We start from the raw sequence: 22,977 nt of genomic DNA on the forward strand, positions 1-22,977 counted from the left end.
GTGGCACCGCCAAAAGCCGTGCTCGTTGCATCCTGAACTGAGTTGAGAAGGCGCTATGACAACATCTATCCCTAACGGGCAAACGTCATCAATATTGCAGCAGATGACCCAGCGCCTGGCGCTCTCCGATGCGCATTTCCGTCGGATATGCCAATTGATTTACCAGCGCGCCGGGATCGTCCTTGCCGATCATAAACGCGACATGGTCTACAACCGCCTCGTTCGCCGCTTGCGCACGCTGGGGTTAGATGATTTTGGCCGCTATCTGAGCATGCTGGAAGCGAACCAGAACAGCGCCGAGTGGCAAGCGTTTATCAACTCGCTGACCACCAACCTCACCGCGTTTTTCCGCGAAGCGCACCACTTTCCGGTGCTGGCCGAGCATGCGCGTAAGCGTACCGGTGAGTATCGCATCTGGAGTGCGGCGGCCTCGACCGGTGAAGAGCCCTATTCGTTGGCGATTACTCTCGCCGATGCGCTGGGCATGGCGCCTGGCCGCTTCAAAGTCTTTGCCAGCGATATCGACACCGAAGTGCTGGAGAAAGCACGCAGCGGGATCTACCGGCTCGATGAGCTTAAGACCCTCTCGCCGCAGCAGATGCAGCGCTACTTTATGCGTGGCACCGGGCCACACGCGGGTCTGGTGCGTGTACGCCAGGAGCTGGCGAACTATGTTGAGTTCACCACCCTCAACCTGCTGGATAAGCAGTACAACGTTCCGGGACCGTTTGACGCGATCTTCTGCCGTAACGTGATGATTTATTTTGATAAAACGACGCAACAGGACATTCTGCATCGTTTCGCTCCGCTGCTTAAACCGGACGGATTACTGTTTGCCGGGCATTCGGAGAATTTCAGCAACCTCGTGCGCGAGTTTAGCCTGCGTGGGCAAACAGTTTATGCGCTGAGTAAGGATAAAGCATGAGTAAAATCAGGGTGTTGTCCGTCGATGATTCCGCATTGATGCGGCAAATCATGACCGAAATTATCAATAGCCACAGCGATATGGAGATGGTGGCAACCGCGCCGGATCCGCTAGTGGCGAGGGATTTGATTAAGAAATTCAATCCGGATGTTTTAACCCTGGACGTGGAAATGCCGCGCATGGATGGGCTGGATTTTCTTGAAAAACTGATGCGTCTGCGTCCGATGCCGGTGGTGATGGTCTCCTCGCTGACCGGTAAAGGTTCAGAAGTGACGCTGCGCGCGCTGGAGCTGGGGGCGATTGATTTCGTCACCAAACCGCAAATCGGCATTCGCGAAGGCATGCTGGCCTACAGCGAAATGATCGCTGAGAAAGTACGCACCGCATCGCGCGCCCGTATCGCGGCGCACAAACCGATGCCGGCACCGGCAACGTTAAAAGCCGGTCCGCTGCTTAGCTCGGAAAAATTGTTGGTGATTGGCGCGTCAACGGGCGGAACAGAGGCAATTCGCCATGTACTCCAGCCATTGCCGCTCTCAAGTCCGGGTATTCTGATTACGCAGCACATGCCGCCGGGCTTTACCCGCTCGTTCGCTGAACGCCTGAATAAGCTCTGTCAGATCAGCGTGAAAGAGGCAGAAGACGGTGAACGTGTATTGCCAGGGCACGCGTATATTGCGCCCGGTGATAAGCATATGGAGCTGGCCCGCAGCGGAGCCAACTACCAGATTAAGATCCACGATGGCCCGCCGGTAAACCGGCACCGGCCATCGGTAGATGTGTTGTTTCATTCGGTGGCGAAACATGCGGGGCGCAACGCCGTGGGGGTTATTCTCACGGGCATGGGCAACGATGGTGCCGCCGGGATGTTAGCGATGCACCAGGCGGGCGCCTGGACCATCGCACAGAACGAAGCAAGTTGTGTGGTGTTCGGCATGCCGCGTGAGGCCATCAATATGGGTGGCGTCAGCGAAGTGGTCGATCTTAGCCAGGTAAGCCAGCAGATGCTGGCGAAAATCAGTGCCGGACAGGCAATACGTATTTAACGAGGAGTGAAGTTATATGGCGGACAAAGAGCTCAGATTTCTGGTTGTGGACGACTTTTCCACTATGCGTCGAATTGTGCGCAACCTGTTAAAAGAGCTGGGATTCAACAACGTCGAAGAAGCTGAAGACGGCGTTGATGCGCTCAATAAACTCCAGGCCGGTGGTTTTGGTTTCGTCATCTCTGACTGGAACATGCCAAACATGGACGGTCTGGAACTGCTTAAAACCATTCGTGCTGACAGCAACATGGCCTCAATGCCGGTGCTGATGGTCACGGCCGAAGCGAAAAAAGAGAACATCATTGCTGCAGCGCAGGCGGGTGCAAGCGGCTATGTCGTGAAACCGTTCACGGCGGCAACCCTCGAAGAGAAGCTTGGCAAGATCTTCGAGAAACTTGGCATGTGAGGACTGGACAAATGATGCAACCTTCAATTAAACCCACGGAAGAGCATTCACCCAGCGAGATCATTGCCCGCATTGGTAGCCTGACGCGTATGCTGCGCGACAGCCTGCGCGAACTGGGTCTTGACCAGGCGATTGCTGAAGCAGCGGAAGCGATTCCGGATGCCCGTGACCGTCTCGACTATGTGGTGCAGATGACCGCCCAGGCGGCAGAGCGCGCGCTGAACAGCGTTGAAGCCTCACAGCCGCACCAGGATGAGATGGAAAAAGGCTCGAAAGCGCTGACCAAACGTTGGGATGAGTGGTTTGAAAACCCCATCGAGCTGACGGATGCCCGTGAACTGGTTACTGACACGCGTCAGTTCCTCGCAGAAGTACCGGGTCACACCAGCTTTACCAACGCCCAACTGCTCGACATCATGATGGCGCAGGATTTCCAGGACCTGACCGGTCAGGTAATCAAGCGCATGATGGATGTTATCCAGGAGATTGAGCGCCAGCTGTTGATGGTGCTGCTGGAGAACATGCCGGAGCAGTCCGCGCGTCCGAAACGTGAAAACGACAGCCTGCTCAATGGCCCACAACTCGACGTAACAAAAGCGGGTGTTGTGGCAAGCCAGGATCAGGTGGACGATCTGCTGGACAGCCTCGGCTTCTGATTTCGCATCAGCCAGGGCTTTAAAAGCGGGAAGGGGAGAGCCTTCCCGCTTTTTCAAAATCGATGTATTTCCCCCCCTTTACGTGGCCTGCGCGTGAATCATTCCTGCCCAAAAGGCGAAAACCCCCTCTTTTTATGCCTTACTCCGCCCATTAGACCCGCTTGACTCTGGCAATATGACGTCACACCTGTAACCCCGGACGTTGAACGTGGCCTCTGAAGATAACGACGACAAAACAGAATCGCCCACCGCGCAACGATTGCAAAAAGCGCGTGAAGAGGGGCAGATCCCCCGATCCAAAGAGCTGACCTCGGTGCTCATTATGCTGGTCGGCGTCTGTATTCTCTGGTTTGGCGGCGCCTCGTTTGGTCATCGTCTCTCATCGGTGCTCTCATCCGGGCTACGTTTCGATCACAAGATTATTAGCGACCAGAACCTGATCCTCGGCCAAATCATCATCATGCTGAAGACGGCGCTGATCGGCATGTTGCCGCTGCTGGTTGGCGTGGTGATTATCGCGCTGGTCGCACCGGTAATGCTTGGCGGGCTGGTATTCAGCACCAAAACGCTGGCGTTTAAGTTCTCCAAGCTCAACCCGATTAGCGGCATTGGTCGTCTCTTTTCTGCTCAGGTTGGCGCAGAGCTGGTTAAAGCGTTGATGAAAGCCCTGCTGATGGGCGGGGTGGCCGGGCTGTTTCTCTGGCAGCACTGGCCAGAAATGATGCGCCTGATGAGCGAATCGCCGATGACGGCGATGGCCAGCGCCATGAATCTTGCCGGGCTGTGCGCGCTGCTGGTTTCGCTGAGCATCATCCCGATGGTCGGCTTCGACGTTTTCTGGCAGATCTACAGCCACCTGAAAAAATTACGTATGTCACGCCAGGATATTCGTGACGAATTTAAACAGAGCGAAGGCGACCCGCATGTGAAGGGGCGTATTCGCCAGATGCAGCGCTCCGCCGCCCGCCGTCGCATGATGGCGGACGTGCCAAAAGCGGATGTGATTGTCACTAACCCGACGCACTACTCCGTGGCGTTGCAGTATGACGAGAACAAAATGAGCGCGCCGAAAGTGGTCGCCAAAGGCGCGGGTGCTGTGGCGCTGCGTATTCGTGAGATTGGCACTGAAAACCGCGTGCCGATCCTCGAAGCACCGCCGCTGGCGCGTGCGCTCTATCGTCACGCTGAAATTGGTCAGCAAATCCCGGGCCAGCTCTATGCGGCAGTTGCCGAAGTGCTGGCGTGGGTATGGCAGTTGAAACGCTGGCGTCTGTCCGGCGGGCAACGACCTGTTAAACCTGAGAATCTCCCGGTGCCAGAGGCGCTGGACTTTTTGAAAGAGAAGGACACTGATGGCTAATCTGGTGGCAATGCTGCGTCTGCCGAACAATTGGAAATCGACCCAGTGGCAAGTGCTCGCCGGGCCGGTGCTCATTTTGCTTATTTTGTCGATGATGGTGCTGCCTCTGCCAGCGTTTGTCCTCGACCTGCTGTTTACCTTTAACATTGCGCTGTCGATCATGGTGCTGCTGGTGGCGATGTTCACCCAGCGCACCCTCGAATTCGCCGCGTTCCCGACCATTCTGCTCTTTACTACGCTTTTGCGTCTGGCACTGAACGTCGCCTCTACCCGTATCATCCTGATGGAAGGGCATACCGGTGGCGCGGCGGCAGGTCGGGTGGTGGAAGCGTTCGGCCACTTCCTCGTCGGCGGTAACTTCGCCATCGGTATCGTGGTCTTTATCATCCTCGTGATCATCAACTTTATGGTTATCACCAAGGGTGCGGGGCGTATCGCCGAAGTGGGCGCGCGTTTCGTACTTGACGGGATGCCGGGTAAACAGATGGCAATCGATGCTGACCTTAACGCCGGGATTATCGGCGAAGATGAGGCCAAGCGTCGTCGTAGCGAAGTGACCCAGGAGGCGGATTTCTACGGCTCCATGGACGGTGCGAGTAAATTCGTACGTGGTGATGCCGTCGCCGGGATTTTGATCATGGTGATCAACGTCATCGGCGGCCTGATGGTCGGTGTGATTCAGCACGGCATGTCGATGGGCGATGCGGGGTCAACTTATACCCTGCTGACTATCGGTGATGGCCTGGTTGCGCAGATCCCGGCGCTGGTGATCTCTACCGCTGCGGGCGTTATCGTGACCCGCGTGAGTACCGATCAGGACGTTGGCCAGCAGATGGTCGGCCAGCTCTTCAGCAACCCGCGCGTCATGATGCTGAGCGCCGGCGTACTCGGTCTGCTCGGTATGGTGCCGGGCATGCCAAACTTCGTCTTCTTACTCTTTACCGCCGCGCTGCTGGGGCTTGCCTGGTGGCTGCGTGGCAAAGAGCAGAAAGCGCCGCTGGACGCCGCGCCGGTGAAATTGCCGGAGAACACCCAGGCGGTGGAAGCCACCTGGAGCGATGTGCAGCTGGAAGATAACCTCGGGATGGAAGTGGGCTATCGCCTGATCCCGATGGTCGATTTCCAGCAGGATGGCGAACTGCTCGGGCGTATCCGCAGTATTCGTAAGAAATTTGCGCAGGATATGGGCTTCCTGCCGCCGGTGGTGCATATCCGCGACAATATGGATCTGCCGCCCGCGCGCTACCGTATTCTGATGAAAGGGGTAGAGATTGGCAGCGGCGAAGCCTATCCGGGGCGCTGGCTGGCGATTAACCCTGGCACAGCGGCAGGTTCACTGCCGGGCGAAGCGACTGTCGATCCGGCCTTTGGCCTGGCGGCAATCTGGATTGAGAGCGCCCTGAAAGAGCAGGCGCAGATCCAGGGCTTTACCGTAGTCGAAGCGAGTACGGTGGTCGCGACCCACCTCAACCACCTGATTGGGCAGTACGCGCCTGAGCTGTTTGGCCGTCAGGAAGCGCAGCAGCTGCTTGACCGTGTTAGTCAGGAGATGCCGAAGCTGACCGAAGATCTGGTTCCGGGCGTAGTGACGCTGACGACGCTGCATAAAGTGCTGCAAAACCTGCTGGCAGAGCGCGTGCCGATCCGCGATATGCGCACCATTCTGGAAACGCTGGCCGAGCATGCACCGCTGCAAAACGATCCGCACGAACTCACCGCCGTGGTGCGCGTGGCACTGGGCCGCGCCATTACCCAGCAGTGGTTCCCGGGTACCGGTGAAGTGCAGGTGATTGGTCTTGATACGCCGCTGGAGCGCCTGTTGTTACAAGCCCTGCAGGGCGGTGGCGGCCTTGAGCCGGGTCTGGCGGATCGTCTGCTGGAACAGACTCAGGAAGCGCTCTCCCGCCAGGAGATGCTCGGCGCGCCGCCGGTGCTGCTGGTCAACCATGCGCTGCGTCCGCTGCTGGCCCGCTTCCTGCGCCGTAGCCTGCCACAGCTGGTGGTGCTGTCGAATATGGAGATGTCCGACAACCGCAGCATTCGCATGACCGCGACCATCGGAGGCAAATAATGCGCAAGCTCGCTTTGCTGCTTTTGACACTGCCGATGCTGGCGCACGCCATGGGCGAAGGGACCTGGCAGGCGAGCAGTATCGGCATCACGCTCGCCAACCGTGGCGTAGTTGCCTCCTCATCGCAGCTCGGCCCGACTGAGCCGGTTAGCGGGCTGATGACCGATGTCTCCTGGCGTTACGAGCTGAATGGCCCGACGCCCGCCGGTCTGATTGTGCGCCTCTGTTCCCAGGCGCGCTGCGTTGCGCTGGATGGCCAGAGCGGCACCACCCGCGCGTTTAATGGTGTACCGGCTCTGGAGCCGCTGCGCTATGTCTGGGAAGTGCCGGGCGGTGGGCGCTTATGGCCCGCGCTGACGGTGCGCAGCAACCAAGTTATCGTTAACTATCGCCGTCCTCCGGCGCAGCCCTGAGCTGTAAACTCAATCAGTTAGCTCAATCTTTTACCGATAATCCCGCCGTTCGCGCGGGATTTTGCTATCCGCCCCGCAATTTTGACCTCTCCTTTTGATGCAAAAGAAACGCTGTTTTATAAATCAGTGAAGCGAGTATTGGCACTCTTTGCATTTTTGCCAGATGACGCATGTTGATGGCAGAAACAGAAAGGTTTCCCCTTGCGCATCCCCTTACTTTAGCCGTGTAAGAAATTCCTTTGACTCAGCCGGATCGTCAAAGGTCCCCCAAAATGAACAGGGTTGACGGCAATGAAAACACAAAAAATTGGACTGGCTAATTACCTGGCCTACGGGTCAGGCGATTTTCTGGGTGCAGGCACGACGGCGCTTACCGCCGCATGGTTACTCTACTTCTACACCACCTTTTGTGGCCTGACGCCGATTGAAGCGACCTTTATTTTTGCCGCCGCAAGGGTGGTGGATGCGGTGGTCAGCCCGCTGATGGGCTTCCTCACCGATAACTTTGGCTCGACGCGCTTAGGCAAGCGCTTTGGTCGGCGTAAATTCTTTATTTTGCTCGGTATTCCCTGCGTATTTAGTTACTCAATCATGTGGGTAGGGGATATGAGTTTCTGGTACTACCTGCTCACCTATCTGCTGTTTGACGTGGTCTACACCATGATCCTCGTGCCGTATGAGACGCTGGTGCCGGAGATGACCGATGATTTCAAACAGAAAACCAAATTTTCCGGCGCGCGCATCTCTATGGCGCAGATGTCGGCGATCCTCGCCTCGTTCCTGCCGGGCGTGCTGCTGACGCACTTTGGTAAAGACAACGCCGTCTCCTTCTTCTATGCCAGCCTGGTCTTCTCGGTGCTGTGCGCCATTATGCTCACCTTTGTCTGGATCTTTACCTGGGAGCGTCCGCGCGAGGAGTGGACAGAAGCCGCGCTGCGCGCTGAAGAGGAGAAGAAGAGTTTGACGCTCGGGCAGAGCCTGCGCCGCCTGGTGGTGGAACTGAGCTCGACGCTGCGTATTAAGATTTTCCGCCAGCACCTTGGCATGTATCTCGGCGGTTATATCGCCCAGGATGTCTTTAACGCTGTCTTCACCTACTACGTGGTGTTTGTGTTGATGCAGGAGGCGTCATTAGCCTCGAACCTGCTCGGCACGATGGCGATTTTCCAGTTCATCGCGGTGATCGCCATGATCCCGCTCTGCATCCGCTTCGGACCGGCACCCTCCTACCGCATGGTGGTGGTGCTGTTTGGCCTCAGTGCCGTCTCTTACGCGGTGCTCTACTACGCAGGCTTAAGCGATGTCTACTCGCTGCTACTGCTGATGTCTGCCGTGGCGGGTCTGGGACGCGGCGGCATCAACTATGTGCCATGGAATACCTACACCTATATCGCCGATATCGATGAAGTGGTCACCGGCCAGCGCCGCGAGGGGATCTTTGCCGGGATCATGACGCTGACCCGCAAAGCGTCTCAGGCGGGTGCAGTGATGCTGGTCGGCATCGTGATGCAGGCCTCCGGTTTTGTCTCCGGGCAGAAAACCCAGCTGCCGGAAGTGAGCCACACCATTTTGATGGTCATGTGTTTCGGCACCGTCGCCGTGCTCTGCTGCGGCTTCCTCGTCTCGCTGCGCTTTAAGCTCAACCTGAAAACTCACAGCGTGCTGCGTGCTGAGACGGCAAAAATGCGCCAGAACGGTCGCGCGATGCCGGAGAACATCACGCCAGAGGCGCGTGAAACCGTCGAGATGCTGGCGGGGATGCCGTATGAGTCCCTGTGGGGCAATAACAACATTGGTTTCCTGAATCGCAATAAACCGGCTGCGCCCACGCTGGAAGAGGCGCATCTGAAATCGACTTATAACTGAGGTTAATACTATGAAGGTTTGGCCTGTCAAACAGAGCCCGTTACTGCGTCAGCCAGAGCGTTTTATCGCCCGTGATGAACTGAAAGCGTTGATCCGCAAGGTGACGCACAATCTCGTCAACATTCACGATGATAGCGGCGAATTTTTACTCCGTCTCGACGATGGTCGTGTGATTGACACTAAAGGCTGGGCCGGATGGGAGTGGACGCACGGTGTCGGGCTGTATGGGATGTATCAGTATTATCGCCAGACCGGCGATGAGTACATTCTTGGCGTGATTGATAGCTGGTTTGCCGATCGCTTTGCCGAGGGGGCAACCACCAAAAACGTCAATACCATGGCGCCGTTCTTGACGCTGGCGTACCGCTATGAAGAGACGCGCAACCCGGCGTTTCTTCCCTGGCTGGAGAGCTGGGCCGAGTGGGCGATGAGTGAGATGCCGCGCACCGATCACGGCGGCATGCAGCACATCACGCTAGCGGAAGAGAATCACCAGCAGATGTGGGACGACACGCTGATGATGACGGTGCTGCCGCTGGCTAAAATCGGCAAATTGCTCAACAAGCCCGAGTATGTGGAAGAGGCGATCTACCAGTTCCTGCTGCATGTGCAGAATCTGATGGATCGCGAAACCGGGCTGTGGTTCCACGGCTGGAACTACGAGGGGATGCACAACTTCGCGAAAGCGCGCTGGGCGCGTGGCAACAGCTGGCTGACAATCGTCATCCCTGATTTTCTCGAGCTGGTGGATCTGCCAGAGAATAACGCGGTGCGGCGTTATCTGGTGCAGGTGTTGAATGCGCAGGTTGCGGCGCTGGCAAAATGTCAGCATCAGAGCGGGCTGTGGCATACGCTGCTGGACGATCCCGACTCTTATCTGGAAGCCTCCGCCACCGCCGGGTTTGCCTACGGAATATTGAAGGCGCTGCGCAAGCGGTATATCAGCGCCGATTACGCGCCGGTCGCCGAGCGGGCGGTGAAAGCGATTGTTGAAAATATCTCACCGGAAGGGGAGCTGTTGCAGGTCTCATTCGGTACCGGAATGGGCAGCAATCTCGAGTTTTATCGCCAGATCCCGTTAACCTCCATGCCCTACGGTCAGGCGATGGCGATGCTCTGTTTGACCGAGTATCTGCGCAAATATTTTTGAGTACGATGAAAAGAAAAACCCCGGCGAGCCGGGGTTTTTTATTGGGATAGTGTTGGAGATGTTATCCATCACCAGCCACTCTGCGCAACCTGATGCCGGATGGCGGCTAAAGCCTTATCCGGCCTACGCGTTCATATTGGCTGGGTAAACCGTAGGCCTGATAAGCGAAGCGCCATCAGGCAATGATTTTTATGCCTGAACCGGACGTAACACCCTGCCGGATGGCGGCTAAAGCCTTATCCGGCCTACGCGTTCATATTGGCCGGGTAAACCGTAGGCCTGATAAGCGAAGCGCCATCAGGCAATGATTTTTATGCCTGAACCGGACGTAACACCCTGCCGGATGGCGGCTAAAGCCTTATCCGGCCTACGCATTCATATTGGCCGGGTAAACCGTAGGCCTGATAAGCGAAGCGCCATCAGGCAACGGCATGGCAATTACATACGCTCGACGGTTTCGATGCCCAGCGTCTCCAGACCCAGCTTCAGGGTTTTCGACGTCAGCAGCGCCAGCTTCAGGCGGCTCAGGCGGATCTCATCGCTTTCAGCGGTGAGGATCGGGCAGTGCTCGTAAAAGCCGGAGAAGAGACCAGCGACATCGTAGAGATAAGCGCACATCACGTGCGGCGTACCTTCACGGGCAACCACGCTCAGGGTCTCTTCAAACTGCAGCAGACGCGCGGCCAGCTGCGCTTCACGCTCTTCGCGGATCGCCACCTGCGCGTTTTCCAGCACCTGCTCTTCAATGCCCGCTTTGCGGAACACCGACAGCACGCGGGTGTAGGCGTACTGCATATACGGCGCGGTGTTACCCTCAAACGCCAGCATATTGTCCCAGTCGAAGACGTAATCGGTGGTGCGGTTTTTCGACAGATCGGCATATTTCACCGCGCCAATACCGACCGCATTCGCCAGCTTCTCCAGCTCGTCCGCCGGCATTTCCGGGTTCTTCTCCGCCACCAGGCGACGGGCACGCTCCAGCGCTTCATCCAGCAGATCGGAGAGTTTCACCGTCCCGCCCGCGCGGGTTTTAAACGGCTTGCCATCTTTGCCCAGCATCATGCCGAACATGTGGTGCTCCAGCGGCACCGACTCCGGCACATAGCCCGCTTTACGCACGATGGTCCATGCCTGCATCAGATGCTGGTGCTGACGAGAGTCGATGTAGTAGAGCACGCGATCGGCATGCAGGGTTTCATAACGGTACTTGGCGCAGGCGATATCCGTGGTGGTGTAGAGGTAGCCGCCATCCTTCTTCTGGATGATGACGCCCATCGGTTCGCCCTCTTTGTTTTTGTATTCGTCGAGGAAGACCACGGTAGCACCTTCGCTCTCGACCGCCAGCCCTTTGGCTTTCAGATCGGCGACGATACCCGGCAGCATCGGGTTGTAGAGGCTTTCACCCATCACGTCTTTGCGCGTCAGGGTAACGTTCAGGCGCTCATAGGCCTGCTGGTTCTGGCTCATGGTGATATCGACCAGCTTGCGCCACATTTCGCGGCAATACTCATCGCCACCCTGCAGCTTAACCACGTAGCTGCGCGCGCGCTCGGCAAAGGCGGCATCTTCGTCGTAGTGCTTTTTCGCTTCGCGGTAGAAACCTTCCAGGTCCGCCAGCGCCATTTCGCCAGCGTTCTCTTGCTGCTTAAGCTCGAGGAAGGCGATCAGCATGCCGAACTGGGTGCCCCAGTCGCCGACATGGTTTGCACGGATCACATTGTGACCGAGGAACTCAAGAGTGCGCACCGCGGCGTCGCCGATGATGGTGGAGCGCAGGTGGCCAACGTGCATCTCTTTCGCCACGTTCGGCGCGGAGTAGTCCACGACAATGGTTTGCGGCTGCGGAACACTGACGCCAAGGCGATCGGATTTCAGCGCCTGATCAACGTTTTCAGCGAGAAACTCCGGCGCGAGGAAGATATTGATAAAACCAGGACCGGCAATCTCAACTTTATGAGCAATGCCATCAAGAGAGAGGTGAGTCAGAACTTGCTCAGCGAGTTGTCGCGGGGCCATACCCAGTTTTTTTGCAACTGCCATCACGCCGTTAGCCTGATAGTCGCCAAACTGAACTTTTGCTGACTGCCGCACCTGCGCTTCGCACTCTGCGGGGGCGCCTGCCGCAATCATGGCCTGACTGACTTTTTCTGAGAGAAGTGCCTGAATATTCACCGGGATACCTTACATTTGCGACGCCGCGAAAGAGGGCGGCGTCCGGGTGTTTATGAAAGGCGGGAGTATACTGCAAATGCCCGGTGGCGTCAGCACCGCATAACACGGTAGATTATGCGCTTTGTTATGAGTTGCGAGCACTGTTATGCGCCATTGGCAAACTATCGAAGAGTTGCAGGATATCGTGGAAGATCTGCCGCGTTTTACGACGGATCTGCAAAATTTCACTTCCCGTCTTGGGCTGGCTATCGCACCCTTAAATGCCGACCATATCTCCCTGCGTTGTCACCAGAACGCCACGGCGGAGCGCTGGCGGCGCGGGTTTGAGCAGTGCGGCGAACTGCTGTCGGAAAATATCATTAATGGTCGCCCCATCTGCCTGTTTAAATTGCACGAACCGATCTGCGTCGCTCACTGGCAGTTCAGCGTGGTGGAGCTGCCCTGGCCGGGTGAGAAGCGCTATCCCCATGAAGGGTGGGAGCACATTGAGATCGTCCTGCCGGGCGAGGTGGAAGCGCTGAATGCCCGGGCGCTGGCGCTGCTGGGCGATGAAGGGCTGAGCCAGCCGGGGATCGCGGTGAAAACCAGCGCGCCAAAAGGCGAGCGCGAGCGGCTGCCTAACCCGACGCTCGCGGTGACTGACGGCAAAGTGACGGTGAAATTTCACCCATGGAGCATTGAAGCGATTGTTGCCAGCGAGCAGTAAAGTCAAGGCGTGAGGCCAGCTTGCGCGGGCGATAAGAGGAAAAGGAGAAGTGATGACATTACTGGAGATCTGCTGTTACGGCGTTGAGGATGCGCTTATCGCCGCGCAGCACGGAGCCGATCGTATTGAGTTTTGCGCCGCGCCGAAAGAGGGCGGGCTGACGCCATCGTTTGGCGCGTTGCAGGCGGTGCGTGAGGCGGTGACCATTCCCGTCCATCCGATTGTGCGGCCACGCGGCGGCGATTTTTGCTATCGCGACGATGAGTTTCAAGTGCTGCTGGCGGATATCGCGCGGGTGCGCGAACTGGGCTTTCCGGGCGTGGTGACCGGCGTGCTGAATGAGGACGGCGAAGTCGATGTGGCGAGAATGGCGCAGATAATGCGCGCCGCAGAGGGGATGGCGGTGACCTTTCATCGCGCCTTTGATATGTGCGCTAATCCGCACCAGGCCGTTGAAATCTTGGCAAAATCAGGCGTGGCGCGCATCCTGACATCCGGACAGCAGGCGACGGCGGAAAAAGGAGTTTCACTTATTACGGAACTAAATGCACTTCCCGGTGTTCCAATCATTATGGCTGGCGCAGGCGTGCGTCCTGACAACCTTGAACTGTTTCTTCGCGCCGGTGTGAAAGAGGTGCATAGCTCGGCAGGACGCTGGACAGCGTCGCCGATGCGCTATCGCAACAGCGGATTATCGATGTCATCCGACGCGAGCGCTGATGAATATGCCCGCTACGGCGTCGACAAAGAGGCCGTAGCAGAGATGAAAGCGCTGATTGTTAACTACCGGCAGTAACCGTTTTTACCGCCGCATCATGTCGCCCAATGTGATGCTTGCTTGTACCAGGCCCCTGCCATTAACAGGGGTCTTTTTTTGTCTACGGTTTACGGGCAATCAGCACCGCGCGCAGCGGCGCAGGGTAGCCTTCCACCGTTTTAGTTCGATCGTTCGGATCGAGGAAATCGGCCAGCGATTCGGTCACCATCCACGACGTTCGGCGCTGCTCATCGCAGCTTGTCACGTTGGCATCGACGATGCGCACATCGACAAAACCACACTTCTCCAGCCAGTTTTTCAGCGCCAGCGCGGAGGGGATAAAGTAGACGTTGCGCATCTGCGCGTAGCGGTCGCCCGGCACCAGCACGGTGTTTTCGTCACCTTCCACCACCAACGTTTCCAGCACCAGTTCACCCTCTTTAACCAGCTGATCTTTCAACTGCCAGAGATGCTCCAGCGGCGAGCGGCGATGGTAGAGCACGCCCATGGAAAAGACCGTGTCAAAGGCGTTAAGTGCAGGCAGTTGCTCAATGCCGAGCGGCAGCAGATGCGCGCGGCGATCGTCGCCTAATAACTTACGCACCGCTTCAAACTGGCAGAGGAAAAGCTGCGTCGGGTCGATACCGACTGCCAGTTGCGCACCCGCGCCGATCATGCGCCACAGGTGATACCCGCTACCGCAGCCGACATCCAGAATAGTGCGGCCGCGCAGGTCAGAAAGGTGCGGCAGAACGCGATCCCACTTCCAGTCCGAGCGCCATTCGGTGTCGATATCAAGACCGTAGAGTGAAAACGGCCCTTTACGCCACGGCATCAGGTTACGCAGCAGCGTCTCCATCCCTTTTAACTGCCCGGCACTTAACGGTTCGGCACTGCGCGCGGTGACGCCGTTGACGAAATCGAGCGAATCCGGCGTCAGGCTGGGCAGGAACTCAACGGCGTTGTTCCACTGCTTGAACTGCCCGTGCAGGGTTTCGCGCTGCCAGGCGGCGATTTGCGCCGGTAAGGTCTCCAGCCAGTGGGCGAGGGGACCGGTGGCGATCTGCTGATAAAAACGGCCAAACTCAATCATGACTGCGCCGCCTTCAGTGCCACCAGTGAACCAAAGTTAAAGCACTGGAACCACAATTCGCTGTGCTCAAAACCCGCGGTGCGCAGGCGCGCTTTGTGGGCTTCGACGGAGTCCGTCAGCATCACATTCTCCAGCATGCTGCGCTTCTGGCTGATCTCCAGCTCGCTGTAACCATTGGCGCGTTTGAAGTCATGGTGCATGTTGAACAGCAGTTCGCCGACGGTGTGATCTTCAAAACTGAATTTCTCCGACAGCACCAGTGCGCCGCCCGGGTTAAGCCCCTGGTAAACTTTTTGCAGCAGCTTCAGACGGTCGTCGGGTTCGAGAAATTGCAGAGTGAAGTTGAGCACCACCAGCGAGGCGTTGTTGATCTCGATATCGCGAATATCGCCTTCAATCACCTCAACCGGCGTCGGCGCTTTATAGGCGTCGATATGACGGCGGCAGCGTTCAACCATCGCGGGCGAGTTGTCGACGGCAATAATTTTGCAATTCTCATGATGAATATTGCGGCGCACCGAGAGCGTGGCGGCGCCCAACGAGCAGCCGAGATCGTAAACCTGCGTGCCGGGCTGCACAAAGCGCTCCGCCAGCATGCCGATCATCGAAATAATATTGGAGTAACCCGGAACGGAACGCTGGATCATATCCGGGAAGACTTCAGCTACCCGTTCATCGAAGGTCCAGTCGCCGAGGCGGGCGATAGGCGCGGAAAAAAGCGTGTCGCGGTGAGACATAGTGTAAATATCCGGGAAAACAAAGGGGCGTATTGTGCGCTAACGCAGGGAGAAAACCAACTCCCAGGGCATATACCACACATTCGCCAGCACCATCAGCAGCAGGGAGCAGAGCGTTGCGCCCATCCCGTAACGCCGCCAGTAGAGAAGCCGGTGATGCAAACCGTAGTAGTGCATCAGGCGGCCGACAATCAGCATCATGCCGCAGAGATGCACCATCCAGTTTTGCGCGCCGTTCATCTCCATAAACAGCAGCAGGATCATGGCAATGGGAATGTACTCAACGGCGTTGCCGTGAATACGCATCGCGTTCTGCAACTCACTAAACCCGCCGTCGCCAAAGCTCACACGGTACTGCATACGCAGACGAATCACATCAGAAGCAAATTTAACCAGTAACAATGCACCCAGCACGGCATACAACGCGCTTACCATACAAACTCCCTTTAAGGTTACGGCGATGGCCCATCAATGATAGGTGCTGCGCTTAAAAAAGAGAAGATTGTAACGGCAGGGAGGGGGCTTCGCCGACGACCGGCATCGCAGTGCGAAGATCCTGCCACAGCGTTTCGACCAGCTCGGGAGCCTGGGCGATATCGGGCGTGTGCAGAAACAGATAGGGCGTGGTGGTCTGCTCCCAGATTGGCAGCTTGTTTAACCAGACGGCGAAGAGTTCGCGGTTTTGCGCCATATCCTCACTGCCGATAAAGCGCACCATCGGATGCCCAGCAGTAACCAGCGCGTGCACCGGCACTTTCGGCTTCTTGCGCTGGGCTTCACGCACTGCTTCGCTGTGCGGTTTCGCGCTGTGCACCGGGCGGCTGTCGAGCATCACGCGGTTGACTTTACGGGCGTGCAGCCCCTGATTAAGGGCTTTCTCCTCTTCGCCTTTTTCAAAGAAGGCGGGGTGACGCACCTCGACACCGTAGGTAAAGCCTGCGGGCAGCGCATCAAGAAAAGCCCACAGCGCGGGGAGATCGCGCGGGCCAAAGGTTGCTGGCAACTGGAGCCAGTATTGGCCAATCCTGCCGGCGAGCGGCGACATACGGCTAAAGAATTCGTGGGTTAAATCATCACAGTTTCGCAGCGCCGCCTGATGGGAAATGGTGGCGGGAAACTTAAAGCAGAAGCGGAAATCATCGCTGGTCTGATCGTGCCAGCGCGCAACTATCTCCGCTTTCGGTAGCGCATAGAGCGTGGTGTTGCCTTCGACACAATTGAAGTGACGGGCATACTCCTCAAGAGAGGTGATCCCAAGGCGCACCCATTTCGGGTGCGACCACTGCGGCAGGCCGATATAGATCATAACGCGGCGATAATCTCCTCGCTGCTGCGCACGCGACCGATGCGCGGGAAGATGTTTTTCATGCTGCCCTGATGCTGCTCGGCATCGGCGGCGCTGCAGGCATCTTCAGCGATCACCAGCGAAAAGCCCATCTCCCAGGCGTTGCGGGCGGTGGATTCGACGCCGATATTGGTCGAAATGCCGCACAGCACGATGGTGTCGATACCGCGGCGGCGCAGCTGCATTTCCAGATCGGTGCCATAGAAAGCGCCCCACTGGCGTTTTATTACCTCAATATCGCTCGGCTGTTTGCCAAGCGCTGCCGGGTAATCCCACCAGTTTTCCGGCAGGCTGTGACCGCCCATCGCGGCATCCACCGGCTGTTTCAGTGCTTCAGCAAAATCCGCTGACCAGCCGACGCGCACCAGCACCACCGGCGCGCCGTTGGCACGAAACTTCTCGGCCAGCCGTGCCGAACGTGTTACGACGTCCTGTGCGGTATGCGGGCCGCCGGCAAAGGGCAGAATGCCTTCCTGAAGATCGATAACTACCAGTGCCGTTTTCGCCGTGTTGAGTTCCAGCATGTTCACTCCTGAAAAAATAATCGCATTGGGGCGTTACCTTACGCGCTCTTTCCGCGCGCCGGGTTTACAATTTTTGTTAAATTTTGTGAGAATGCGCAATAAGCGCGCAGCAAACGTGCGTACAGTCGGTAGCGGGCTTATCGTGGGTCATTATTTCCAGTATAATAGCCCCCTTTTTTCATCCAGATGTGACATACGAAAATAGCTGCCCCCAGCGCGCCTGCGCCGCAGGTGGTGGGTGATGCGCAGCTAATTAAGGGATATCTCATGCGTACAGTATATTGCGGGCAGCTCAATCAGTCCCATGTCGGACAGCAAGTAACGCTTTGTGGGTGGGTCAACCGCCGTCGTGACCTCGGTAGCCTTATCTTTATCGATATGCGCGATCATGAAGGCATCGTGCAGGTGTTTTTCGACCCGGACCGTCAGGATGCGTTCCAGCTCGCCTCTGAACTGCGTAATGAGTTCTGCATTCAAATTACCGGTACTGTCCGCGCCCGCGAAGGCAAAAATGCCAACAAAGAGATGGCCACCGGTGAAGTAGAAGTTTTCGCCACCGAACTGACCATCATCAACCGCGCCGACGCGTTGCCGCTCGATTCTAACCACGTCAACACCGAAGAAGCGCGTCTGAAGTACCGCTACCTCGACCTGCGCCGCCCTGAGATGGCGCAGCGCCTGAAGACCCGTGCGAAAATCACCAGCTTCGTGCGCCGCTTTATGGATGACCACGGTTTCCTCGACATCGAAACGCCGATGCTGACCAAAGCGACGCCGGAAGGCGCGCGTGATTACCTGGTCCCGAGCCGCGTGCATAAAGGCAAATTCTACGCGCTGCCGCAGTCCCCACAGCTTTTCAAACAGCTGCTGATGATGTCCGGCTTCGACCGTTACTACCAGATCGTTAAATGCTTCCGCGATGAAGATCTGCGCGCTGACCGCCAGCCGGAATTTACCCAGATCGATGTGGAAACTTCCTTTATGACCGCGCCGCAGGTGCGTGAAGTGATGGAAGCGCTGGTTCGCCAGCTGTGGCAGGAAGTGAAAGGCGTCGATCTCGGTGAGTTCCCGATCATGACCTTTGCCGAAGCCGAGCGTCGTTACGGCTCCGATAAGCCGGATCTGCGTAACCCGATGGAGCTGGTGGACGTTGCCGACCTGCTGAAAGCGGTCGAGTTTAAAGTCTTCTCAGGCCCGGCCAACGATGCCAAAGGCCGCGTTGCCGCACTGCGTGTGCCGGGCGGCGCGCAGCTTAGCCGTAAGCAGATTGATGACTACGGCAAGTTCGTCGAAATTTACGGCGCGAAAGGTCTGGCCTACATCAAAGTTAACGAAGCGGCGAAAGGCCTCGAGGGCATTACCAGCCCGGTAGCGAAATTCCTCAACGCTGAGATCGTAAGCGAAATTCTGTCGCGCACCGGCGCGCAGGATGGCGACATGATCTTCTTCGGCGCCGACAACAAGAAAGTGGTTGCCGATGCGCTGGGCGCGCTGCGTCTGAAGCTGGGTAAAGACCTGAGCCTGACCGACGAAAGCAAATGGGCGCCGCTGTGGGTTATCGACTTCCCGATGTTTGAAGACGACGGCGAAGACGGCCTGACGGCGATGCACCACCCGTTCACCGCGCCGCGCGACATGAGCCCGGCTGAGCTGAAAGCGGCACCGGAAACGGCGATCGCTAACGCCTACGATATGGTTATCAACGGCTACGAAGTGGGCGGCGGTTCCGTACGTATTCATAACGGCGAAATGCAGCAGACGGTGTTTGGCATTCTCGGTATCAATGAGCAGGAGCAGCGCGAGAAGTTCGGCTTCCTGCTTGACGCCCTGAAATACGGCACGCCGCCGCACGCGGGCCTGGCGTTTGGTCTTGACCGCCTGACCATGCTGCTGACCGGCACCGACAACATCCGTGACGTTATCGCATTCCCGAAAACCACGGCTGCGGCCTGCCTGATGACCGAAGCGCCGAGCTTTGGCAACCCGACCGCGCTGGCGGAACTCGGTATCTCTGTTATCAAAAAAGAGACGCCGGAGAATAAATAAGATGTCCTTTAAGCATCCCGTTTCTGTGCTGGTGGTGATTTATGCCGAAGAGACAAAACGGGTGCTGATGTTGCAGCGACGCGACGATCCCGATTTCTGGCAGTCGGTTACCGGCAGCCTGGAGCCAGGTGAAAGCGCGTTGCAGGCCGCCGCGCGCGAAGTCATGGAAGAGGTCAATATCGATGTCGGCGCAGCGCCGCATCGTCTGATTGACTGCCAGCGCACGGTGGAATTTGAAATTTTCAGTCATTTACGTCATCGCTACGCGCCGGGTGTAACTCGCAACACCGAATCCTGGTTTTGTTTAGCGCTGCCCCACGAATGCCCGATTGTGTTTACCGAACACCTGGCATACCGCTGGCTTGATGCGCCCGCTGCGGCGGCATTGACCAAGTCGTGGAGCAACCGGCAGGCGATTGAAGAATTTGTTATTAACGCCGCCTGAACGGCGGTTTTTTCTGGAGAATTTTTTATGGCAGGTCACAGTAAATGGGCCAACACCAAACACCGCAAAGCGGCACAGGATGCCAAACGCGGTAAGATCTTCACCAAAATTATTCGTGAGCTGGTAACAGCAGCACGTCTGGGCGGCGGCGATATCGCTTCTAACCCGCGCCTGCGCGCGGCGGTAGATAAAGCGCTCTCCAACAACATGACCCGCGACACCCTGAACCGCGCCATCGCACGCGGCGTCGGCGGCGATGACGACGCGAACATGGAAACCATCATTTATGAAGGTTACGGTCCTGGCGGCACCGCGGTGATGGTCGAGTGTCTGAGTGACAACCGTAACCGTACCGTTGCTGAAGTGCGTCACGCCTTCAGCAAGTGCGGCGGCAACCTGGGTACCGACGGTTCCGTTGCCTATCTGTTCAGCAAGAAAGGGGTGATCTCTTTCGAAGCGGGCGACGAAGACACCATTATGGAAGCGGCGCTGGAAGCGGGTGCGGAAGACGTCGTGACCTATGACGACGGCGCGATTGACGTTTACACCGCCTGGGAAGAGATGGGCGCCGTGCGCGATGCGCTGGAAGCTGCCGGTCTGAAAGCGGACAACGCTGAAGTGTCGATGATCCCATCGACCAAAGCGGATATGGATGCGGAAACCGCGCCGAAACTGCTGCGCCTGATCGATATGCTGGAAGATTGCGACGATGTGCAGGAGGTTTACCACAACGGTGAGATCTCCGACGAAGTGGCGGCAACCCTGTAATAGCTGGCATCTTTCAGCCCGCCGGGCGTTAGCTCGCCTCGCGCCCCGGTCACATTGTTAATCTGTGTGGCCGGGAACGCACTGAGTAGCCGGCTTCCTGCGAACTGTTTTGAGTATCCAGCATCACCAGGATTATTGCGTTAAGCGGAGAGGAATAATGGCGATTATTCTCGGGATCGACCCGGGTTCACGTATCACCGGTTATGGTGTTATTCGCCAGACAGGCCGCCAGTTGACCTACCTTGGCAGCGGCTGCATCCGCACGAAAGTTGACGATCTGCCGTCGCGCCTGAAGCTGATTTACGCGGGCGTGTCGGAGATCATCACTCAGTTTCAGCCGGACTTTTTTGCTATCGAACAGGTATTTATGGCGAAAAATGCCGACTCGGCGCTGAAACTGGGGCAGGCGCGCGGCGTGGCGATTGTCGCCGCCGTCAATCAGGACTTACCGGTTTTTGAGTATGCCGCTCGTCAGGTTAAGCAGACGGTGGTCGGCATTGGTAGCGCGGAGAAGAGCCAGGTGCAGCATATGGTGCGCACGCTGTTGAAACTCCCGGCCAACCCGCAGGCAGATGCCGCCGATGCGCTGGCGATCGCCATTACCCACTGTCATGTCAGCCAGAACGCATTACAGGTGAGCAGCACAAGGCTCAATCTGGCACGCGGTCGGTTACGTTAAACCCGAATAAAACGCTGCGAGTGTGATGGGTAATATTCTCTGTTACTTCCATTCCGGAAGCACGCTCGCGCTTTTTCCTTCATTATCGGCTGGATATCTATCCAGCCTTTTTTTATGATACAGCATTACTTTTTTAGCACTTAGCGCAGGAGCGTCACGTGATAGGCAGACTCAGAGGCATTATTGTCGAAAAACAACCCCCGCTGGTCCTGCTCGAGGTCGGTGGGGTAGGGTATGAAGTTCATATGCCAATGACCTGCTTCTACGAATTGCCGGACGCCGGCAAAGAGGCGACCGTCTTTACGCAGTTTGTGGTGCGCGAAGACGCGCAACTGCTGTACGGCTTTAACAACAAGCAGGAGCGCACCCTGTTCCGTGAGTTGATCAAAACCAACGGCGTTGGGCCGAAGCTGGCGCTGGCGATCCTCTCAGGTATGTCTGCGCAGCAGTTTGTGAATGCCGTTGAGCGTGAGGATCCCGCCGCACTCATCAAGCTGCCGGGCATTGGCAAGAAAACCGCTGAGCGCCTGATTGTTGAGATGAAAGACCGCTTTAAAGGGCTGCATGGCGATCTCTTTACCCCGGCGGCAGATTTGGTGCTGGCGTCGCCGGCAAGCCCCTCTACGGATGATGCTGAGCAAGAAGCCGTTGCCGCGCTGGTGTCGCTGGGCTATAAACCGCAGGAAGCGAGCCGGATGATCAGCAAGATCGCGCGTCCGGACGCCAACAGTGAAACCCTGATCCGTGAAGCGCTGCGTGCAGCGTTGTGAGGTAGAGGATGATTGAAGCAGACCGCCTGGTTGCCGCCGCCAGCACAATTGTAGAAGAAGTTGCGGATCGGGCGATTCGACCAAAGCTGCTGGATGAGTATATCGGTCAGCCGCAGGTGCGCTCGCAGATGGAGATCTTTATCCAGGCGGCGAAACTGCGCGGCGATGCGCTGGATCACCTGCTGATTTTCGGCCCGCCGGGTCTGGGTAAAACGACGCTGGCAAATATCGTCGCTAACGAGATGGGCGTTAATCTGCGCACCACCTCCGGCCCGGTGCTGGAAAAAGCGGGCGATCTGGCCGCCATGCTCACCAACCTTGAACCTCATGACGTGCTGTTTATCGATGAAATTCATCGCCTGTCGCCGGTGGTGGAAGAGGTGCTCTACCCGGCAATGGAAGATTACCAGCTCGATATCATGATTGGTGAAGGCCCGGCCGCGCGCTCCATCAAAATCGATCTGCCGCCCTTTACGCTGATTGGCGCAACGACCCGTGCCGGTTCGCTGACTTCGCCGCTGCGCGATCGCTTTGGCATTGTCCAGCGCCTGGAGTTTTACCAGGTGGCCGACCTGCAACATATCGTCGGGCGCAGCGCGCGTTTTATGGGGCTGGAACTGAGCGAAGAGGGTGCGCTGGAAGTGGCGCGCCGTTCACGCGGTACACCGCGTATCGCCAACCGCCTGCTGCGGCGCGTACGCGATTTCGCGGAAGTGAAGCACGATGGCGATATCAATGCAGAGATTGCCGCCCAGGCGCTCGATATGCTTAATGTCGATGCCCAGGGCTTCGACTATATGGACCGCAAACTGCTGCTGGCGGTGATTGATAAATTCTTTGGCGGTCCGGTCGGGCTGGATAACCTCGCTGCGGCGATTGGTGAAGAGCGCGAGACCATTGAAGATGTGCTGGAGCCTTATCTGATTCAGCAGGGCTTTTTACAGCGCACACCGCGCGGCCGCATGGCGACGCCGCGCGCCTGGGATCACTTCGGCATTACGCCGCCGGAAATGCCCTGATACGCAGAGCCAGCGTCGTGCGG

The 22,977-nt window shown here is 57.4% G+C and carries 23 protein-coding genes; 17 read left to right on the forward strand and 6 right to left on the reverse strand.

What is annotated here, in order from left to right; translation table 11 throughout:
• Nucleotides 1-55 precede the first annotated feature (55 nt).
• From cheR to N7V53_RS09730, 9 genes are all read left to right on the forward strand, one after another.
• Nucleotides 56-925 carry a protein-glutamate O-methyltransferase CheR gene (gene cheR, locus N7V53_RS09690; RefSeq protein ID WP_023480021.1) on the forward strand — a complete coding sequence of 290 codons (870 nt, stop codon included), beginning with the start codon at nucleotides 56-58 and terminating at the stop codon, nucleotides 923-925.
• Nucleotides 922-1,971: a chemotaxis response regulator protein-glutamate methylesterase gene (locus N7V53_RS09695; protein ID WP_023480154.1), complete on the forward strand. Its 1,050-nt coding sequence runs from the start codon at nucleotides 922-924 to the stop codon at nucleotides 1,969-1,971. Before cheR ends, N7V53_RS09695 begins: the two co-directional genes overlap by 4 nt.
• Nucleotides 1,972-1,987: 16 nt before the next feature.
• On the forward strand, nucleotides 1,988-2,377 hold the full coding sequence (gene cheY / locus N7V53_RS09700) for a chemotaxis response regulator CheY (RefSeq protein WP_023480048.1): 390 nt from the start codon (nucleotides 1,988-1,990) through the stop codon (nucleotides 2,375-2,377).
• An 11-nt stretch (nucleotides 2,378-2,388) separates the two neighbouring features.
• Nucleotides 2,389-3,033, forward strand: a complete 645-nt coding sequence (cheZ, locus tag N7V53_RS09705; RefSeq protein ID WP_054803260.1) for a protein phosphatase CheZ — start codon at nucleotides 2,389-2,391, stop codon at nucleotides 3,031-3,033.
• A gap of 208 nt (nucleotides 3,034-3,241) precedes the next feature.
• A complete protein-coding gene (flhB, locus tag N7V53_RS09710) occupies nucleotides 3,242-4,393 on the forward strand; it encodes a flagellar biosynthesis protein FlhB (RefSeq protein ID WP_124968036.1) in 1,152 nt (383 codons plus the stop codon).
• Nucleotides 4,386-6,464, forward strand: coding sequence for a flagellar biosynthesis protein FlhA (gene flhA, locus N7V53_RS09715; RefSeq protein WP_124968037.1), 2,079 nt, complete (start codon nucleotides 4,386-4,388; stop codon nucleotides 6,462-6,464). The genes flhB and flhA overlap by 8 nt, the downstream gene beginning before the upstream one ends.
• Nucleotides 6,464-6,877: a flagellar protein FlhE gene (locus N7V53_RS09720; RefSeq protein WP_023480170.1), complete on the forward strand. Its 414-nt coding sequence runs from the start codon at nucleotides 6,464-6,466 to the stop codon at nucleotides 6,875-6,877. Before flhA ends, N7V53_RS09720 begins: the two co-directional genes overlap by 1 nt.
• Nucleotides 6,878-7,168: 291 nt before the next feature.
• Complete coding sequence (locus tag N7V53_RS09725) at nucleotides 7,169-8,743, forward strand: MFS transporter (RefSeq protein WP_279793222.1); 1,575 nt, start codon at nucleotides 7,169-7,171, stop codon at nucleotides 8,741-8,743.
• A gap of 10 nt (nucleotides 8,744-8,753) precedes the next feature.
• Complete coding sequence (locus N7V53_RS09730) at nucleotides 8,754-9,893, forward strand: glycoside hydrolase family 105 protein (RefSeq protein ID WP_279793223.1); 1,140 nt, start codon at nucleotides 8,754-8,756, stop codon at nucleotides 9,891-9,893.
• A 438-nt stretch (nucleotides 9,894-10,331) separates the two neighbouring features.
• On the opposite strand, the gene argS is transcribed toward N7V53_RS09730, so the two are convergent.
• Nucleotides 10,332-12,065 carry an arginine--tRNA ligase gene (gene argS / locus N7V53_RS09735; protein WP_023480142.1) on the reverse strand — a complete coding sequence of 578 codons (1,734 nt, stop codon included), beginning with the start codon at nucleotides 12,063-12,065 and terminating at the stop codon, nucleotides 10,332-10,334.
• A 145-nt stretch (nucleotides 12,066-12,210) separates the two neighbouring features.
• Between argS and N7V53_RS09740 the strand changes: the two genes are divergently transcribed.
• Nucleotides 12,211-12,771, forward strand: a complete 561-nt coding sequence (locus N7V53_RS09740) for a VOC family protein (RefSeq protein WP_279793224.1) — start codon at nucleotides 12,211-12,213, stop codon at nucleotides 12,769-12,771.
• Nucleotides 12,772-12,823: 52 nt separating this feature from the next.
• A complete protein-coding gene (gene cutC / locus N7V53_RS09745; protein ID WP_279793225.1) occupies nucleotides 12,824-13,567 on the forward strand; it encodes a copper homeostasis protein CutC in 744 nt (247 codons plus the stop codon).
• Nucleotides 13,568-13,649: 82 nt separating this feature from the next.
• Here cutC and cmoB read toward each other — a convergent pair whose 3' ends face one another.
• From cmoB to N7V53_RS09770, 5 genes are read right to left on the reverse strand one after another with little or no spacing between them, the layout of a single operon-like run.
• The gene (gene cmoB / locus N7V53_RS09750; protein ID WP_279793226.1) at nucleotides 13,650-14,621 is read right to left on the reverse strand and encodes a tRNA 5-methoxyuridine(34)/uridine 5-oxyacetic acid(34) synthase CmoB; all 972 of its coding nucleotides are present in this window, start codon (nucleotides 14,619-14,621) and stop codon (nucleotides 13,650-13,652) included.
• Nucleotides 14,618-15,358 carry a carboxy-S-adenosyl-L-methionine synthase CmoA gene (gene cmoA, locus N7V53_RS09755; RefSeq protein WP_042714256.1) on the reverse strand — a complete coding sequence of 247 codons (741 nt, stop codon included), beginning with the start codon at nucleotides 15,356-15,358 and terminating at the stop codon, nucleotides 14,618-14,620. Before cmoA ends, cmoB begins: the two co-directional genes overlap by 4 nt.
• Nucleotides 15,359-15,397: 39 nt before the next feature.
• Entirely contained in the window at nucleotides 15,398-15,793 is a 396-nt protein-coding gene (locus N7V53_RS09760; protein WP_023480063.1) for an MAPEG family protein, read from the reverse strand.
• A 52-nt stretch (nucleotides 15,794-15,845) separates the two neighbouring features.
• A complete protein-coding gene (locus N7V53_RS09765; RefSeq protein ID WP_279793227.1) occupies nucleotides 15,846-16,664 on the reverse strand; it encodes a DUF72 domain-containing protein in 819 nt (272 codons plus the stop codon).
• Nucleotides 16,661-17,227, reverse strand: coding sequence for a hydrolase (locus tag N7V53_RS09770; RefSeq protein ID WP_279793228.1), 567 nt, complete (start codon nucleotides 17,225-17,227; stop codon nucleotides 16,661-16,663). The genes N7V53_RS09765 and N7V53_RS09770 overlap by 4 nt, the downstream gene beginning before the upstream one ends.
• A 267-nt stretch (nucleotides 17,228-17,494) precedes the next feature.
• On the opposite strand from N7V53_RS09770, the gene aspS reads away from it, so the two are divergent.
• The 6 genes from aspS to ruvB all read left to right on the forward strand — a co-directional run bounded on the left by aspS (nucleotide 17,495) and on the right by ruvB (nucleotide 22,954).
• Complete coding sequence (aspS, locus tag N7V53_RS09775; protein WP_279793230.1) at nucleotides 17,495-19,273, forward strand: aspartate--tRNA ligase; 1,779 nt, start codon at nucleotides 17,495-17,497, stop codon at nucleotides 19,271-19,273.
• A 1-nt stretch (nucleotide 19,274) separates the two neighbouring features.
• A complete protein-coding gene (gene nudB, locus N7V53_RS09780) occupies nucleotides 19,275-19,718 on the forward strand; it encodes a dihydroneopterin triphosphate diphosphatase (protein WP_279793232.1) in 444 nt (147 codons plus the stop codon).
• 27 nt (nucleotides 19,719-19,745) lie between these two features.
• Nucleotides 19,746-20,486, forward strand: coding sequence for a YebC/PmpR family DNA-binding transcriptional regulator (locus N7V53_RS09785; protein WP_023480072.1), 741 nt, complete (start codon nucleotides 19,746-19,748; stop codon nucleotides 20,484-20,486).
• A 157-nt stretch (nucleotides 20,487-20,643) separates the two neighbouring features.
• Entirely contained in the window at nucleotides 20,644-21,165 is a 522-nt protein-coding gene (ruvC, locus tag N7V53_RS09790) for a crossover junction endodeoxyribonuclease RuvC (protein ID WP_023480016.1), read from the forward strand.
• A gap of 158 nt (nucleotides 21,166-21,323) precedes the next feature.
• Nucleotides 21,324-21,935: a Holliday junction branch migration protein RuvA gene (ruvA, locus tag N7V53_RS09795; RefSeq protein WP_279793233.1), complete on the forward strand. Its 612-nt coding sequence runs from the start codon at nucleotides 21,324-21,326 to the stop codon at nucleotides 21,933-21,935.
• A gap of 8 nt (nucleotides 21,936-21,943) precedes the next feature.
• Nucleotides 21,944-22,954: a Holliday junction branch migration DNA helicase RuvB gene (gene ruvB / locus N7V53_RS09800; protein ID WP_023480019.1), complete on the forward strand. Its 1,011-nt coding sequence runs from the start codon at nucleotides 21,944-21,946 to the stop codon at nucleotides 22,952-22,954.
• Nucleotides 22,955-22,977: the final 23 nt, after the last annotated feature.

Origin of the sequence: Kosakonia sp. HypNH10 (assembly GCF_029850615.1) — a bacterium.
GTDB classification, from domain to species: Bacteria; Pseudomonadota; Gammaproteobacteria; order Enterobacterales; family Enterobacteriaceae; genus Kosakonia; species Kosakonia cowanii.